This is a genomic window from Streptomyces curacoi, assembly GCF_001513975.1.
GTDB lineage: Bacteria > Actinomycetota > Actinomycetes > Streptomycetales > Streptomycetaceae > Streptomyces > Streptomyces curacoi.
On record NZ_KQ947994.1, the window covers coordinates 1 to 15,521 of the forward strand.

Sequence of the window (15,521 nt, forward strand, 5' to 3'; positions counted from 1 at the left end):
CTCGAGCGGGGGCAGTCGCACTTCGAGGTTGAGATCTGCCAGGTTGCTTGAAGATCGAGGTGCTAGCCCGCAGCGATGGCCGAGTATGACCACACATCCGCAGGCAGCTCATAATGCAGTCGCCAGGTGATAGCCATGGGCTTGCTGCCCTCGTGCTGGACATAGGTAGCCGGGCCGAGCAGCATCCAAGGTTGGGCCTTGCCGATGTCGGTGTCTTTGTAGCGTCGCATGAACAGCAGCACGTGGCTTCCCCGTTGGGCGTGTTGCTGGTAGCGCAAGCCCGTGGGCGAGGTGTCTGCGGTTGTGCTCTGTGACTCCCAGTGGAAGAGAGAGGGCGTCAACGCGTAGTCCTTGTACCGGACGGTGGGGGAGAAGTCCTTCTCGTTCTTCTCAAGAGTGATCAGCAGTGCGTCCGTTTGGTTCGACTCATCCCACAAGACACCCTGTGCAAAGGACCCGGGCATCTGACCGCCGAGGCGAGCGACGCCAAGCGCGGCAAGTATCTCCGAGCGGTTGTACGCGCTGTGGATCTTCAAGGGGATGTGTGCGTGCGGGCCCTCCAAAGAAATGGGCAAGTGGTCGGCTTGCCCCATCACGTGGTCGAGTACCTGACGCAGTTCGCTACGGAGTGCTCGCTGCTCACGAAGTGATTCAAGCCCCCGCGCGTATGAGTTGAACCCACCAGCCTTGTCCCAGAGGTTGAAGAACAGCATGCGCGCGTAGGTTTGGTCTCTTGGACTCAGCGACTCGTACCTCGGCGCGTCATCGCTCAACAAGCGGGTGTATGCATCAGCACGTTCACGGTCATCGACATGCAGAAATGCGTGCACGCGCTTCAACAGATCGTCCTCGCCTGGCTGGGCAGGCAGCTCGGCCAGGCCGGCTCGGCGTAGCACCGTCGTCCACGAGTTGCTTGACTTGTACAACTCTCTGATTTCGCGACGGCTTTCGCGGAGATAGTCCGCGAGGAGCGGGGTGTTGAAGACTCGAACTTCCTTGGCAAGGGTTTGAACAGTCGCCTTGAGCTGGGTGCGGATGTTGTCCAGCACTAGATCCTTGGACTTTCCCTCAAGGATGATCTGGCAGCCGGACGGCAGCATGGGGAAGTCGTGCTCAGCGTGCTCAAGAAGACGGTTACGCGACAAGTTGGTCATCGCGCGGAACTGCTCCTCGAAGCGGAACTCGGCACGATGCTGGCCGATGAAGTCGAGCACAGTGAGCACGGGCTTGTCCGGGGTGCGCCGCAGTCCTCGCCCGAGTTGCTGGAGGAAGACGGTCGCACTGCTCGTTGGGCGCAGGAGGAGCAACGTATCGACGTCGGGGATGTCCAAGCCCTCGTTGAGGAGATCTACGGAGAAGATGACTTGGATTTCTCCGGCCTTGAGCTGAGATAGAACATGGTCACGGACTTCAGGCCTCGAGGCGCTGTCCAGGGCCTCAGCTTTGAAGCCCGCATCTTGGAAGCACTTAGCCATGAAGTGAGCATGCTTTCTGCTGACGCAGAATCCGAGCGCCCGCATGCTCATCGGGTCAGACACCTTGTCCCGGACCTGCTTGATGACGATACGGGCCCGAGCGTGGTCGGCAGAGAGCAAGTCACCGAGTTGGCTTTGGTCGTATGTCCCAGCACGCCAGTTGAGGCGGGTGAGGTCGGTGCCGTCGGGCACACCGAAGTAGTGGAACGGACAGAGGAGGTTGTTGTCGAGAGCCTCCCATAGCCGCATCTCGGCGGCTATCCGTCCCTCAAAGAAGGTGTCCTGGACGTTGAGACCGTCGGCACGTTCGGGCGTGGCGGTCAGGCCAAGGAGTTGCTTCGGTCTGAAGTGGTTGAGAACGCGGCGATACGTCGTAGCCGTGGCGTGATGGAACTCGTCGATGACGATGATCTCGAAGTGTTCTGGGGCGAACTGGTCGAGGCGTTGGTCGGTGAGTGACTGGACGCTGGCGAAGACGTGCTTCCAGCCGCGGGGTAGCTCGCCGCTGAAGAGCGCTTCGCCGAAGGACGCGTCATCGAGCACTTCGCGGTACTTGCGCAGCGACTGCTTCAGGATCTCTTTGCGATGTGCCACGAAGAGAAGCCGAGGGTACTGCTTGCCGCCCCACTCCTTATGCAGATTGCGGTAGTCAAGGGCAGCCATGACGGTCTTGCCTGTACCGGTCGCGGCAACAAGCAGGTTGTGCTGGTGGCCGTGCACCTCACGTGCGACGCGCAGGCGCTCCAGCATGTCGGCCTGGTGAGGGTGCGGCCGAACTTCAAGACCCGAGAGGCTGATCTTGGAGTCTTGGTTAGACGGTGACCCGCCCGCCATGCGCAGCGCGTCGTCCAACTTGCGGGCGTCGCGACCTGGATCGTAGGACTCAAAAGCGATGTCGTTCCAGTACGCGTCGAAGGTCGCCTGAAACTTGTTGAGCACTGCCGGAGTGGCCACTGACGATAGGCGCACGTTCCACTCCAGGCCATCGAGTAGTGCGGCCTTCGAGAGGTTGGAGCTGCCGACGTACGCTGTATCGAAGCCGCTCTTGCGACGGAATAGCCAGGCCTTTGCATGCAGGCGCGTTGAGCGGATCTCGTAGTTGACCTTCACCTCAGCGCCGAAGTCGCGGACGAGTCGGTCGAGTGCATGGCGGTCGGTAGCGCCGATATAGGTGGTTGTGATCACTCGGATGGGGACGCCGCGTTCCGCGGCGGCACGGAGGGAGTTCTCGAGCACCCGCAGGCCGTACCACTTCACGAAGGCGCAGAGCAGATCGATGCGGTCAGCTGTTGCTAGCTCAGCGCGCAGCTCGCTGCCGAGGCTCGGATCCTCGGGGGAGTTGGTGATGAGCGCGGTCTCCGATAGTGGTGTGAGCGGGCGTATCGTGTAGACGCCGGGCGCCTCGTTCTCGGCCAGAGCGAGGAGTTGGCGCGGTCCATCGGCGATGAGCTCTACAGCATCGCTGCTTCCGAGACCGGCAGGGTCGGACGCCAGAGACGCGATGATCTGGTTCGCGACGGCGACGCGCTTGTCATGCGGCAGCTGACTCAGTCGCCGACTTGCGGCCTGACTGATATGTCGGGCTAGTACATGCGGGGATGATTCTTCGCTGACCTCGTCATCGATGGCTTTCCAACCCGCCGCGTTCAACTGCTCCATCTGCTCATGCATGCGTTGGGTGACGAGTTCCTCGTAAACACCCGCGACAGGCTGCGACAGATCCATCGGCTGAGCCACGCTGTTCCCCAATCCCCACACAGCAATGGCTCTTTTGTAGCAGGTGGCACACTCGGATAAGGGGCAATGGTCGTAGGCGTTCAGTGAGTGCAGTCCGGGCAGGGAGGGCCTGCACCGCTGCGAGGGAGTCCAGATCAGTGTCACAACCAGTCTGTGGACTCCCTCGCTTTCATGTCCTGCGCGACAGCGAGCCCTGCACGTCGTTCATCTGGGCCGTGGGGGCGTCAGCCTTGTGGCTCCACTCCGTGGCAGTCTCCATAAAGCCGCCCCGACCCACACCAACAAACCACCCCCCGCTGCGGCGGCCAAGCCACAGCCCGCCCCCGGGCCGCCAGTGTCGTCGCATACTGCGGTAGCAGGGTCGGGTCCTCCGGTGATGCCCCCTCCGAAGCCGCGAAGGCCTCGTACGAAGGGACCGTCCCCGTGACGATGCCCAGGTTCGGGGTGCCGGAGGACGACAGCTCGCGCAGGGAGGCCTCTATGGTCGCCAGGTGCTCCTCATGGGAGGGGTACTCCACCGCGAGGGACGGGTACGCGGCCACCAGTTCCGCCAGTTCGTCCGCCGTCCAGTGCAGGACCGCCACCGGGAAGGGGCGGGACAGTGCCTCGCGGTAGGCGCCGAGTTCTGCTCGGAGGCGGGAGATCTCCGCCGCCAGTTCCGCCGGGTTGTCCGAGCCCAGGGACCAGACGCGCTTGGGGTCGTGGAGCTCGTCCAAGGAGACCGGCATCGAGTGGAGGGTGTCCGCGAGGGTGTCCCACTCGTCGTGGGGCACGCCCAGCATCCGCCGTACCCTGTGGCGGCCGATGAGGAGCGGGTGTGTGGCGTACGGCGGTTCCGGTACGTCCGTCAGGAGGAGCCGGGCTCCCTCCGTGAAGGTCTCCTGCGCCTGCTCCAGCTCGTCGTGGGCCTCCAGGGCCTCCGCGACGATCACCCATGGCGCCGGGTCTCTCGGTGACGCTGTCCGGACGCCCTCGATGATCGCCCTGGCCTCCGCCTCGTGGCCGTACTCCCAGAGGTTCGACGCCTTGAGGGCGCGTACCAGGTACGGGTTCTCCAGGCCTACGGACGAGGAGAGCAGGCGGTCGTAGAGCGCGGTGGCGGCGGGGCGGTCGCCGGCCAGTTCCAGGTGGGCCGCGGCGCGCAGGAGCAGGGCCTCGGCGTCCTCGGGGTAGAGGCCGGCGGTTCGCTCCAGGCGTGCCGCCTCGGCGGTGTGGTCGACGTTTTCGGCAGGCGTGTCGGGGCGCATGGGGGACACCGTACTGCCCATGACTGACGGAGGTGAGAACGGAGGACGGATGAAGGGGAGGGCAGGGGGAGGGCCGGGAGCTCTTATGCCTGGGCCAGGTACAGCAGCGTCGCGAACGGCACCGGGATCAGTGCCGCAGTCGCCAGCCACCTGCCCGGGCCGTCGTCGGGTCGGGTGCGTGGGCGCAGGACGTCGACCATCACCACCAGCATCAGCAGCAACGCTCCCGTCAGCGCCAGCGCGAACATCACCGGGCCCGCGTGATCGAGCGTGTGGAAGTTGCAGTTCTGCACGTCCGGCCTGGCCATGTCCCTGATGTCCCGGCAGTCCATGGGCAGGTACTCGGTCAGCAGCCAGTACGTCAGGTAGAGCGGGATGATCGCGGGCACGCCGAGGGCCAGGTTCACCAGGGCGGGCACCAGCAGGCCGCGCCGGCGCCCGCTACGGGGCTCGGTGTCCGGGCTCTGGTGCCCGCGATCGTCTTCTTCCGGTTCCACGACCGCATCCGCATCCGCATCCGCATCCGCCACGTGGCACAGGACGTACCGGAGACACCTCCGGTTGCGTCACGTTGCGGAGGACCGCCGTCGCGTCACCGCCGCCGGCTCAGATCACCACCCCGTCGATCTGCAACGTCTGCACCGACTTCGCCGCGAACGGCACCGCCACCGACTTCCCGCTCAGGAACGTGTTCGAGTACGCCCGGTACCGGTCCCCGCCCGTCGTCACCGTGTTCCAGCGCGGCACAAGGCCGCCGGAGCCGCCGCTCACCGTCGTGAAGCGGGACAGGTTGAAGGTGAGGGTCTGGGCGGACGTGCTCGTGTTCACCGCGACGATCACCAGGCGGCGCGCCGCCGCGTCGTAGGCCGCCGCCGCGTAGCTCACGCCCGTGTCGAGGATCCGCATGCCCGGGCGGATGTGGCGGCTGAACTGCGCCATTACGTAGTACTTGGTCTGGACGGTCGTCGGCTGGAGCGTGTTCGCGTCGTACGCGATCATCGCCCAGCCCGCCGTCGGGTCCATGACCTGCCAGTAGCACCAGGCGGTCGGGTGCAGCCAGCGGAAGTCGTAGCAGAGGTTGGAGGCCATGGTGAGGCCGGTGCCGTCGCTGTCGCCCGTCTCCGAGTTCCACAGCTTCTTGCCGGAGGTGGTGACCACGTCCGTGTAGAGGAGGTCGCGTCGGCCGCCCGAGCCCTGGTAGCCGTGCACGTTGACCTGGCTGACCAGCGCCTTGGTGGAGGAGTTGAAGGACGACCAGGTGGAGCGGGCCGTGTCGTAGTTCGTCTCGTCCGACGCCGCGATGCGGATGCCCGTCAGGCCCCGCTTGTCCAGCTCGCTGCGCATGTAGGGGAGTACGGCCGCCTGGACCGCCGGGTCCATGTGGCAGCCCTCCTGGGTGCCGGTGGCGGTCCACCAGGTGGAGGCCGGCTCGTTGAAGGGGTCGACGGTCGCGAAGTTCACGCCCCAGTTGCTCCTGGCGTACAACGCCGTCGCGGCCAGATGGGACGCATGCTGGCGGTAGTTCCAGGTCTGGAGGTTGTTGCCGCCGTTCGCCGCGCCGGACGGGTTGTGGTTGCTGCACATCCACCACATCGGGGAGTTGGCGAACAGCTCCGTCGTCGCGCCCCGCTGGGTCGCCTTGACCAGCATCGCGCGCTGGTTCGCGTCCGCCGTCCAGTCCCAGGCCGAGGACGTGGGGTCCTCGTTGTTCCAGTTCTGCCAGAAGCCCTCGATCTGCTTGAAGGCGGGGATGTTGGGCGACTCGACCATCGACTCGCCGTCCACGCTGTTCCAGCTGCATGCGCCGAGGTTGTAGCGGGCGATGTTGAGGCCCAGGCCGGGCAGTGCCGTGCCGTTGTAGGTCACCGACTTGGTGGTGAAGAAGAGGTCGGCGAAGTCGTCCCGGGCGCCGAAGACGTTGGCCCACCAGGCGAGGGAGGTGCCCCAGCCCTCCCAGGTGCCGTACGAGGTGCCGGGGTTGACGGCGATGGTCGCGTCCGCGTGTGCGGTGCCCGTCGCCAGGGCGCTGCCGAAGAGTGCGCCGCCTGTCGCCGCCAGCAGAGTTCTGCGTCGGATCATGACTTCTCCGCTTCGTTCAACGGCCGGTCGTCGTCGAACCGGCGTCGTGGCCTGACCCGTTCATGCCGACACGAAGCATCGGGTGTGGCATGTGAGGTTGTCGAGAGTTCTGACAGCCCTTTCTCAAACCTGTGGAGGAAGGGGAGGTGGAAGGGGGAGGGGTGGTGGGAGGAAGTGTTCGGAGGGTCGGACACGTACGTGACGCGGACGCGGGCGTGCACGGCTCTGGAGACCTCGTGCCCCGGCCTCTATCGTGCGGGCGGCCCCGGTGGAGGAGGCTGACGGATGGTGCGGGTTCGTGTCGTGCAGCACGGCGGTCTGCGGCGGCGTGCCCTGCGGCGGCGGGTGCTGTGGGGCGGCGGGGAGGTGCTCGTCACCGCCGGGGTCGTGCTTCTGCTGCTGGTCGTGCATCAGCTGTGGTGGAGCAACCGGGAGGCCAGGGAGGGAGCCGAGCGGGCGGTCCGGGCGCTGGAGCGGGAGTGGGACGGGGCGGGCGGCGACTCCCGTACGGCCGTACCGGCGGCGACGCCCCCGCCCGCGCCCGCCTCCACCGGCCCGCCCGAGCGCCCGGCCGCCGCGGGGCGCCCGTCCGCCGACGACCGCTCACCCGCCCCCGACTGGTCCCAGGCCTACGCCATCCTCACCATCCCCCGCCTCCACCTCCGCGTCCCCGTCGCCGAGGGCGTCAGCGAGGGCGGCGTCCTCGACAAGGGCTACGTCGGCCACTATCCCGGCACCCAACAGCCGGGCCGGCCCGGCAACTTCGCCCTTGCCGGGCACCGCAACACCCACGGCGAGCCCTTCCGGTACCTCAACCGGCTCGCCCCCGAGGACACCATCCGGGTCGAGACGCGGAGCGCCATGTACACGTACGCCGTCGACCGGACCCTGCCGCAGACCGCCGCGCATGACGGGAGCGTCATCGGGCCGGTCCCGCGCTCCACCGTCAGGCCGGGCCACGGCTATACCGAACCCGGTTACTACCTCACCCTCACCACCTGCACGCCGGAGTACACGTCGAAGTACCGGCTGGTGGTCTGGGGCAAGCTCGTCTCCATGCGGCCCCGCTAGGGCCGTCGCCGGGCCACCGGGTCGCCGGGTCGCCGGGTCGCCGGGCCTGTCCGGCCGAATGACGGATCCTGTATAACGAATAGCGAAATAACGAACATCAGGACGAGCCGTGTCGGATACGCGAGGGAGGGGCGCCGGTGATCCGTAACTGGGCGAATCCGCGTCCCGCCGCCACGCTGCTGCTGCTCTTCCTCCAGGTCGCCCTGCTCGACACCACGAGCCTCTCCGCGACCGTCGCCCTCGCCGCGACCGCCGCCGCGAGTTCCGCGTTCGCCGTCTGCTCCCTCCTGGCCTCGCGGGCCGCGCCCGCGGTTGCGCCCACCCGGGTGCGTACGGCCATCCGTGACCGGGCCCGCCGTACGGCCTTCCTGCCCCAACGCGACCCCGACGCCTCGGGCCGGCCACGGCCCAGGGCACCCGGGCACGCCCTCCCGGCGACCGTCGCGTAGGGCACGCACCGCCATCGGAGACACCCCGTTCCGAGCCGTGTGACCTCGCGCGGGTCGTCATGCCGCCATGCCGATTCCCGGCATTTCCCTCATCGCTCCGGCACGACGAGACCCTCGGAGGGCTCACCCATGTCCGTTTTCGCCGACCTTGTTCAGCGACTCGCCGACCTGCTCGACCCGCTGTTCGGCGCCTCCGCGGCCGCCGCCGCGATCGTCCTGTTCACCGCGTTCGTACGGCTGCTCGTGCATCCGCTGTCCCGGGCGGCGGCGCGCGGGCAGAAGGCCCGTACCGAACTCCAGCCGAAGATCGCCGAGCTGCGGAAGAAGCACGCGAAGAACCCCGAGAAACTGCAGAAGGCCGTGCTGGAACTGCACGCCGAGGAAAAGGTGTCCCCGCTGTCCGGGTGTCTGCCCAGCCTGTGCCAGCTGCCCGCGTTCTTCCTGCTCTACCACCTGTTCTCGAACACGACCATCGGCGGGCAGGCGAACGAACTCCTCACCCACCAGCTGTTGGCCGCGCCGCTCGGCGGCCACTGGGCGGACGCGCTGGGGGACGGCGGGGTGTTCGGCGGCGCGGGGCTCGTGTACGCCGGGCTGTTCGTGGTCGTCGCCTGCGTCGCCGCGTTCAACTACCGCCGTACGAAGCTGATGATGGCCGCCAATCCGGTGGTGCCGGTGGCGGACGGTACGCCGGTGCCGGGGATGGGGGCGATGAGCAAGGTCATGCCATTCATGTCCTTCTTCACGCTCTTCACGGTGGCGGTGGTGCCGCTGGCCGCCGCGCTGTACGTGGTGACCAGCACGACGTGGAGCGCGGTGGAGCGGGCCGTGCTCTACCGCTGATCTCGCCGTGCCCTGTCACTGACCTCGCCGCGCTCTGTCGCTGACCCCAGTGCCGACACCTCCGACCTGCGGCCCGGGTTCCGGCCCCTACGGTCCAGTACGTGAACCGGGTATTGCGGACTGGCACCGGACCTTGGAGGATCGACCAGTCCTCCGATGGCTGCACACGTCGGCGGGCGCCCGCGATCGAGGGAGACTGTGATCATGAAGCTGCTGCGAGTCGGTACGGCGGGAGCGGAGACGCCTGCGCTGCTCGACGCCGAGGGAGTTTTGCGGGACCTCTCCGGTGTCGTGCCGGACATCGACGGGGCGCTGCTTGCCGATGATGCGGCGCTGGGGCGGATCCGTGCGGCCGCCGACGCCGGGGAACTGCCCGTGCTGGATGCCACCGGACTGCGTGTCGGGCCACCGCTCGCGCGGATCGGCAAGATCGTGTGCATCGGGCTGAACTACCACGACCACGCCCGCGAGACCGGTGCCGAGCCGCCCGCCGAGCCGGTCATCTTCTTCAAGGCCGCGGACACGGTCGTCGGTCCGTACGACACGGTGCTGGTCCCTCGTAAGTCGACGAAGACCGACTGGGAGGTCGAGCTCGCGGTCGTCATCGGACGCACGGCGCGTTATCTGGAGTCGGCCGAGGAGGCGCTCGCGTATGTCGCCGGGTACGCGGTGGCGCACGACGTGTCCGAGCGGGAGTTCCAGATCGAGCGCGGCGGGACCTGGGACAAGGGCAAGAACTGCGAGACCTTCAATCCGCTGGGGCCCTGGCTGGTCACGGCGGACGAGGTGCCCGACCCGCAGCGGCTCGCGCTGAAGCTCTGGGTCAACGGCGAGCTGAAGCAGGACGGGACCACCGCCGAGCAGATCTTCCCGGTGGCGGAGGTCGTCCGGTACGTCAGCCAGTTCATGACCCTGTACCCCGGTGACGTCATCAACACCGGCACGCCGGCCGGGGTCGCCCTGGGGCAGCCCGAGCCGAAGCCGTTCCTGCGGGCCGGGGACGTGGTCGAGCTGGAGATCGAGGGGCTTGGCCGGCAGCGGCAGGAGTTCAAGGACGCGTAAGCGCTCCGCTGGGAGAACCGGGGAACTGCGGGTGGTTCGTCAGCCGCGGGTAGGACGTGGCTGGTCGCGCAGTTCCCCGCGCCCCAGAAGGACAGTCGCGCAGTTCCCCGCGCCCCAGAAGGCCAGTCGCGCAGTTGCCCGCGCCCCAGAAGGACAGGGGCGTTGCCCCTACTCCTTGCTCAGGAACTCCCCCACCGCCTCCACCACGAACCTGTGGTCCTCCCACTGCGGCAGCCCGCTCACCGTCACCGCTCCGATGATCCCGACGCCCTCGACGTTGATCGGGAACGAGCCGCCGTGGGCGGCGTAGGTGTCGGGGTCGAGGCGGGAGGACTCCTCGAAGGAGGTGCCCTTGGCGCGGAACCGGGCCCCGACGACGTAGGACGAGGCGCCGTAGCGCTCCACCACCCGGCGCTTGCGGGCGATCCAGGCGTCGTTGTCGGGGGTGGAGCCGGGCAGGGCCGCGTGGAAGAGCTGCTGGCCGGCGCGGTGGATGTCGATGGCGACGGGGGCCTGGCGCTCCCGGGCCATCTCGACGAGCAGAGAGCCGAGGGCCCAGGCGTCGTCGTGGGTGAACCGGCGGAAGACCAGGCGGCGTTCCTGCGCCTCCAGTTCCTCCAGGGGCGGAGTGATCTCCGGATGGAACTTCGGGGTGATCCCGGTGTTGGGGGTCACAGCGTCACCGCCACTCCGTCACGGGCCGAACGGCGGGCCGCCTCCAGTACGTCGAGGGCGGCGGCCGCCTCCAGGGCGGTCACCGGGTTGGGGCCGCCGTCCAGCAGAGCCTTTGCCACGGCCGCATAGTAGGCCGGGTAGTCGCCCGGAAGGGTCGGTTCGACACGGCCGCCGCCGGTGAGGGGGGACTCCCCGGCGCCGACGCGGCCCCACAGGGACTCCGGTTCCGTGCCCCAGCCGGGCCCGGGGCGTGCGCCCTCGCGCAGGGCCGCCTCCTGTGGGTCCAGGCCGTACTTCACATAGCCCGCCTGCGAGCCGAGCACCCGGAACCGGGGGCCGAGCTGGGCGGTCGTCGCGGAGACGTACAGGTGGGAGCGGACGCCGTCGGCGTGCGTGAGGGCGATGAAGGTGTCGTCGTCCGCCTCGGCGCCGGGGCGGCGGATGTCCGACTCGGCGTACACCCGCGTGACCGGGCCGAAGAGGACCAGTGCCTGGTCGACGACATGACTGCCGAGGTCGTACAGGAGACCTCCGATCTCTGCCGGGTCGCCGGACTCCCGCCAACCGCCCTTCGGCTGTGGCCGCCAGCGTTCGAAACGGGACTCGAAGCGCCATACGTCGCCCAGCTCGCCCTCGGCCAGGAGCCCCCGGAGGGTCAGGAAGTCGTTGTCCCAGCGGCGGTTCTGGAAGACGGAGAGGAGCAGGCCGCGCTCCTCGGCCAGCGCCGCCAGCTCCCGCGCCTCGGCCGCCGTGCCGGCGATCGGCTTGTCGACCACGACCGGCAGGCCCGCCTTCAGGGCGGCGGTCGCCAGCGGGACGTGCGTCTTGTTCGGGGAGGCGATGACGACCAGGTCGAGGTCGGCGGCGCGGGCGAGCAGTTCGTCGGAGGTGGCGGTGACGCGTACGCCCGGGTGCTCGGCGCGGGCCTGCTCCTGCCGCTCCGGGTTCGACGTGACCACCGTGTCCAGGGCGAGCCCCTCGGTGGTGGCGATCAGCGGGGCGTGGAAGACGGAGCCCGCGAGGCCGTAGCCGATGAGGCCCACGCGCAGGGGGGTACCAGTCGTACCGGGAGTACCAGTCATGCGACCTACTTTCGCAACGCTGTTGCCAAAGTGCAAGCGCGGGAGAGAATGGGCGGGTGACGGATGGCGTGGACGGTGGCTTGAGCAGGACGGCGGGCGGTTGCGGGCGGGGCGTGGCGAGCGCCGCGGCCGGCGCGCTCGGCGGCGTGAACCTGGGCGCCCTGCGCAGCCACAACACCGCGCTCGTGCTGGACCTGCTGCGCACGGCCGGCACCGAGGGCATCAGCCGGCTCGAACTCGCCGAGCGCACCGGCCTCACCCCGCAGGCGGTCAGCAAGATCACCGCCCGGCTGCGGGAGGAGGGCCTCGTGGCGGAGGCGGGACGCCGGGCGTCGACGGGCGGCAAGCCGCGTACGGTGCTGCGGCTGGTGCCCGAGGCGGGGCACGCGGTGGGCGTGCATCTGGACCGGGACGAGCTGACGGCCGTGCTCTGTGATCTGACCGGCGCCGTGGTCGCGCAGCGCGGCACCCCGCTGGATCTCGGGGCCGGCGCGGAGACGGTCGTCGAGCGGGCGGTGCGCGAGGTGGGGGCGCTGGTGGCCGGCGGCGGCCGTCCGGGTGCCCTGCTCGGGGTCGGCGTGGCGCTGCCCGGGCCCCTCGACCATCGGCGCGGGGTGCTGCACCGGGTCACCGGGCTCCCGGAGTGGAACGGCTTCCCGCTGCGGGACGTCCTCGCGCGACGGCTCTCGCTGCCGGTGGTGGTCGACAAGGACACCAACGCCGCCGCCCTCGGGCTCGCCGTCGGGGACGAGGCCGCGCCCTTCACGTCCTTCGCCTATCTGCACTTCGGCGCGGGGCTCGGCGGAGGGCTCGTGATCGGGGGCGCGGTGCACCGGGGGACCCGTACGGGCGCCGGGGAGTTCGGGCACCAGGTCGTCCAGCTGGACGGCCCGCCCTGCGGCTGCGGCAACCGCGGCTGCGTCGAGGCGCTGTGCCTGGCCGCCGTGGCACGGGGCGAGCCGGCGGAGGCGGCCCGGGTGCTCGGTGTCGCGGCCGGCAACCTGGTCGCGCTGCTCGACGTCGACCTCCTGCTGCTGGGCGGCCGCACGGTCGCCGCCGCCCCCGAGACCTTCGTACGCGGAGTCACGGCCGTCCTCGACGAACGCGCCCGGCGCGCGGGCGCAGAGGCGGTGCCGGTACGGCTCGCCTCCGGCGGGGAGCGCGGGGTCGCCGAGGGGGCGGCCCAGCTGCTGCTGGCACCGCTGTTCGGGCGGGCTGAGGGGTGAGGGGCGCCGACGGGCGTTAACGGGCGCCGACGGGCGCCGACGGGCGCCGACGGGCGCTGACGGGCGCTGACGGGGGTGGGGCGGTACGGATGGCCGTATCGCGTGGGCTGATCGAGGGGAATTGCGGGGACCCCACGGAATGGCGGCGCCCGGAAGGCGCCCCCAACCGGCATGGTCATGTGTTCATGCGACTGCACACGCCCGCTTCCCTCTGCCTCGCAGCAGCCGCCCTTCTCGCCGCGGCACCCCCGGTGCATGCCGAGCCCCCCGCCGCGCTGCCCAGCTGCGCCACCGACGGCGGGACCTTCCCCCTCACCACCCGCCTCCATGGCGGCCCCGCCTCCTATACGGCAGGCGGCGGATACGGCACCTGGTATCTGGACGTCACCAACACGACCGGCCGCACCTGCACCGGCATCCACCCCGTGGTCGTCCTCGTCGACGCCGAACGCGCGCTTGAGCCGTCCCAGCCCCGCCTGGAGTTCTACGGCGGCCGGGACAGCACCCGCCCCCACCCCGTCCGCTTCGAGACCACCGACGAGGACGAACTCGTCGGCGCCTTCGACGGCTTCCCCGGCTTCACCGTGGGCCCCGGAAAGACCCTCACCGTGAAGGTCCGGCTCGCCATCACCTCGGACGCCGTACCCAATGAGGTCACCGCCAACGCTGCGGTCGTCCAACGCCACGACGACGACGGCGACTGGGTCGGCCAGTCCAACGACTACCGCTTCACCATCGACGCCGACCCGGCCGACCCGACCGACCCGGCCGACGCGCCCGATCCGACCGACGCCCCCGATCCGACGGACCCGGCCGCAGGCGCCGCCTCGGCCGCCCCCCACGCCTCGGCGACCCCCGGCACCGCAGCGAACCGGCTCACCCTCGCCGACGAGCTCGCCCGTACCGGCCTCTCCGCCCCGACCGCCATGACCCTCGCCGCCACGGCGGCCCTCCTGCTGACCGGCGCGGGGCTGTTGTTCGCCCGGAGGCGGCGCTGAGGTCGCACGACCGTTCCCTGAAGATCGGGCCTGTGCTTAGGCTGGGGCGCACGCACCACGCACGGCGGCAGGAGATCGCGCACATGGCAGACCGCAAGCCCATCGAGTCATGGCTCACCGACATGGATGGTGTGCTCATCCACGAGGGCATTCCGATCCCCGGCGCCGATGCCTTCCTCAAGAAGCTGCGTGAGTCCGGCAAGCCCTTCCTCGTCCTGACCAACAACTCGATCTACACCCCGCGCGACCTGCACGCCCGCCTGAACCGCATGGGCCTGGAGGTGCCGATCGAGAACATCTGGACCTCGGCGCTGGCCACCGCCCAGTTCCTCGACGACCAGCGGCCGGGCGGCACGGCGTACGTCATAGGCGAGGCGGGCCTGACCACCGCGCTGCACGACATCGGCTACATCCTCACCGACCACGAGCCGGACTACGTCGTCCTCGGCGAGACCCGCACCTACTCCTTCGAGGCCATGACCAAGGCGGTCCGGCTCATCAACGACGGCGCCCGTTTCATCTGCACCAACCCCGACGAGACGGGACCGTCGACCGAGGGTCCGCTGCCGGCGACCGGCGCGGTGGCGGCGCTGATCACCAAGGCGACCGGCAAGCAGCCGTACTTCGCGGGCAAGCCCAACCCGCTGATGATGCGCACGGGCCTGAACGCCATCGGCGCCCACTCCGAGACCAGCGCCATGATCGGCGACCGTATGGACACCGACGTGCTGGCGGGCATGGAGGCCGGGATGCAGACCTTCCTGGTGCTCACCGGACTGACCCGGCCCGAGCAGGTCGAGAACTTCCCCTACCGGCCGTCGAAGGTCGTGGACTCCATCGCGGACCTCGTCGACCGGATCTGAGCACCGGGCCCGCGGCCCGATCCGCCGAACCCCCAGCCTGCGGCCCGATCCGAAACCCGGTCGGCCCGGAACACGACCCGTTCGGAGCAGTTCGGCCCCGCTGCGGATGCGGGGCCGCGGTCCGAGGCGGAACCTCGGGATATCTGGAGGTTCGCGATGGGTCAACTGAAAGTCACTCTCTGTGCGGGCGCCGCGGTCGTGGCCGCAACCCTCACCCCGACGGCGTACGCGGCGGACGGAGGTGGCATCTCGATGACCCCCACGGCCCCCGCCCCGGGCGCCGACGTCGCCCTGCGGGTCGGCGACTGCGCAGGCAGCAGGACCGGTACGGCCGTCTCGGCGGCCTTCGTCACCGACGTACGGCTCACCGGCACCGACGGCACGCTCGCCGGCGAGAGCCGCGTCCGCTCCACACTCACCGCGGGGACGTACGACGTGAAGGTCAGCTGCGGTGACGCCACCCGCACCGGCGCCCTCACCGTCGTGGCGCCCGGGTCGCCGTCCACGGCGCCCTCGGCGCGGCAGCCCGCCGCCCCCGCCTCGCCGGTGGCCCCCGTCCAGGCCGGCGGCGGTGGCGCCGCGGAGCTCGCCGTGGTGGACGCCCGTGCGGCCGGTCCCGGCACGGCGCACACCGTGACCGGGCTGGTCCTCGCGGGCGTCGCCGCCACCGCCGTAGCGCTCCGGAGCGCCCGCCGGAGCCGCCGGCAGCGCTGA

At 69.6% G+C, this 15,521-nt stretch carries 14 protein-coding genes; 8 read left to right on the plus strand and 6 right to left on the minus strand.

Annotated elements, in window-relative coordinates; translation table 11 throughout:
- Positions 1 to 62: 62 nt before the first annotated feature.
- The 4 genes from AQI70_RS31445 to AQI70_RS31460 all read right to left on the minus strand — a co-directional run bounded on the left by AQI70_RS31445 (position 63) and on the right by AQI70_RS31460 (position 6,538).
- On the minus strand, positions 63 to 3,200 hold the full coding sequence (locus AQI70_RS31445) for a DEAD/DEAH box helicase (RefSeq protein WP_062156040.1): 3,138 nt from the start codon (positions 3,198 to 3,200) through the stop codon (positions 63 to 65).
- Positions 3,201 to 3,436: 236 nt separating this feature from the next.
- A complete protein-coding gene (locus AQI70_RS31450; protein ID WP_062155863.1) occupies positions 3,437 to 4,459 on the minus strand; it encodes an SEC-C domain-containing protein in 1,023 nt (340 codons plus the stop codon).
- A gap of 83 nt (positions 4,460 to 4,542) precedes the next feature.
- On the minus strand, positions 4,543 to 4,956 hold the full coding sequence (locus AQI70_RS31455) for a hypothetical protein (RefSeq protein WP_208607482.1): 414 nt from the start codon (positions 4,954 to 4,956) through the stop codon (positions 4,543 to 4,545).
- A 109-nt stretch (positions 4,957 to 5,065) separates the two neighbouring features.
- On the minus strand, positions 5,066 to 6,538 hold the full coding sequence (locus AQI70_RS31460) for a glycoside hydrolase (RefSeq protein ID WP_062155864.1): 1,473 nt from the start codon (positions 6,536 to 6,538) through the stop codon (positions 5,066 to 5,068).
- Positions 6,539 to 6,823: 285 nt separating this feature from the next.
- Between AQI70_RS31460 and AQI70_RS31465 the strand changes: the two genes are divergently transcribed.
- From AQI70_RS31465 to AQI70_RS31480, 4 genes are all read left to right on the plus strand, one after another.
- Entirely contained in the window at positions 6,824 to 7,609 is a 786-nt protein-coding gene (locus tag AQI70_RS31465) for a class E sortase (RefSeq protein WP_062155865.1), read from the plus strand.
- A 137-nt stretch (positions 7,610 to 7,746) separates the two neighbouring features.
- Positions 7,747 to 8,058 carry a DUF6412 domain-containing protein gene (locus AQI70_RS31470; RefSeq protein WP_062155866.1) on the plus strand — a complete coding sequence of 104 codons (312 nt, stop codon included), beginning with the start codon at positions 7,747 to 7,749 and terminating at the stop codon, positions 8,056 to 8,058.
- Positions 8,059 to 8,187: 129 nt separating this feature from the next.
- The gene (locus AQI70_RS31475; RefSeq protein WP_062155867.1) at positions 8,188 to 8,901 is read left to right on the plus strand and encodes a YidC/Oxa1 family membrane protein insertase; all 714 of its coding nucleotides are present in this window, start codon (positions 8,188 to 8,190) and stop codon (positions 8,899 to 8,901) included.
- A gap of 204 nt (positions 8,902 to 9,105) precedes the next feature.
- Positions 9,106 to 9,963, plus strand: coding sequence for a fumarylacetoacetate hydrolase family protein (locus AQI70_RS31480; RefSeq protein WP_062156041.1), 858 nt, complete (start codon positions 9,106 to 9,108; stop codon positions 9,961 to 9,963).
- Positions 9,964 to 10,131: 168 nt separating this feature from the next.
- Here the strand turns inward: AQI70_RS31480 and AQI70_RS31485 are convergent, their stop codons facing one another.
- Positions 10,132 to 10,638, minus strand: coding sequence for a heme-degrading domain-containing protein (locus tag AQI70_RS31485; RefSeq protein ID WP_062155868.1), 507 nt, complete (start codon positions 10,636 to 10,638; stop codon positions 10,132 to 10,134).
- A complete protein-coding gene (locus AQI70_RS31490) occupies positions 10,635 to 11,720 on the minus strand; it encodes a Gfo/Idh/MocA family protein (protein ID WP_062155869.1) in 1,086 nt (361 codons plus the stop codon). The genes AQI70_RS31485 and AQI70_RS31490 overlap by 4 nt, the downstream gene beginning before the upstream one ends.
- Before the next feature lie 80 nt (positions 11,721 to 11,800).
- On the opposite strand from AQI70_RS31490, the gene AQI70_RS31495 reads away from it, so the two are divergent.
- The 4 genes from AQI70_RS31495 to AQI70_RS31510 all read left to right on the plus strand — a co-directional run bounded on the left by AQI70_RS31495 (position 11,801) and on the right by AQI70_RS31510 (position 15,521).
- On the plus strand, positions 11,801 to 12,946 hold the full coding sequence (locus tag AQI70_RS31495) for an ROK family transcriptional regulator (RefSeq protein WP_079051571.1): 1,146 nt from the start codon (positions 11,801 to 11,803) through the stop codon (positions 12,944 to 12,946).
- Positions 12,947 to 13,131: 185 nt separating this feature from the next.
- Positions 13,132 to 13,944, plus strand: a complete 813-nt coding sequence (locus AQI70_RS31500; RefSeq protein WP_167358927.1) for a hypothetical protein — start codon at positions 13,132 to 13,134, stop codon at positions 13,942 to 13,944.
- 83 nt (positions 13,945 to 14,027) lie between these two features.
- On the plus strand, positions 14,028 to 14,807 hold the full coding sequence (locus tag AQI70_RS31505; protein ID WP_062155872.1) for an HAD-IIA family hydrolase: 780 nt from the start codon (positions 14,028 to 14,030) through the stop codon (positions 14,805 to 14,807).
- Positions 14,808 to 14,963: 156 nt separating this feature from the next.
- Positions 14,964 to 15,521, plus strand: coding sequence for a hypothetical protein (locus tag AQI70_RS31510; RefSeq protein ID WP_062155873.1), 558 nt, complete (start codon positions 14,964 to 14,966; stop codon positions 15,519 to 15,521).

Excerpts from the sequence above, each read along its gene's own strand:
- AQI70_RS31450 (WP_062155863.1), bottom strand. The coding sequence starts at position 4,459 with ATGCGCCCCGACACGCCTGCCGAAAACGTCGACCACACCGCCGAGGCG.
- AQI70_RS31505 (WP_062155872.1), top strand. The coding sequence starts at position 14,028 with ATGGCAGACCGCAAGCCCATCGAGTCATGGCTCACCGACATGGATGGT.
- AQI70_RS31500 (WP_167358927.1), top strand. The coding sequence starts at position 13,132 with ATGCGACTGCACACGCCCGCTTCCCTCTGCCTCGCAGCAGCCGCCCTT.
- AQI70_RS31475 (WP_062155867.1), top strand. The coding sequence starts at position 8,188 with ATGTCCGTTTTCGCCGACCTTGTTCAGCGACTCGCCGACCTGCTCGAC.
- AQI70_RS31510 (WP_062155873.1), top strand. The coding sequence starts at position 14,964 with ATGGGTCAACTGAAAGTCACTCTCTGTGCGGGCGCCGCGGTCGTGGCC.
- AQI70_RS31445 (WP_062156040.1), bottom strand. The coding sequence starts at position 3,200 with ATGGATCTGTCGCAGCCTGTCGCGGGTGTTTACGAGGAACTCGTCACC.
- AQI70_RS31490 (WP_062155869.1), bottom strand. The coding sequence starts at position 11,720 with ATGACTGGTACTCCCGGTACGACTGGTACCCCCCTGCGCGTGGGCCTC.
- AQI70_RS31465 (WP_062155865.1), top strand. The coding sequence starts at position 6,824 with ATGGTGCGGGTTCGTGTCGTGCAGCACGGCGGTCTGCGGCGGCGTGCC.
- AQI70_RS31460 (WP_062155864.1), bottom strand. The coding sequence starts at position 6,538 with ATGATCCGACGCAGAACTCTGCTGGCGGCGACAGGCGGCGCACTCTTC.
- AQI70_RS31480 (WP_062156041.1), top strand. The coding sequence starts at position 9,106 with ATGAAGCTGCTGCGAGTCGGTACGGCGGGAGCGGAGACGCCTGCGCTG.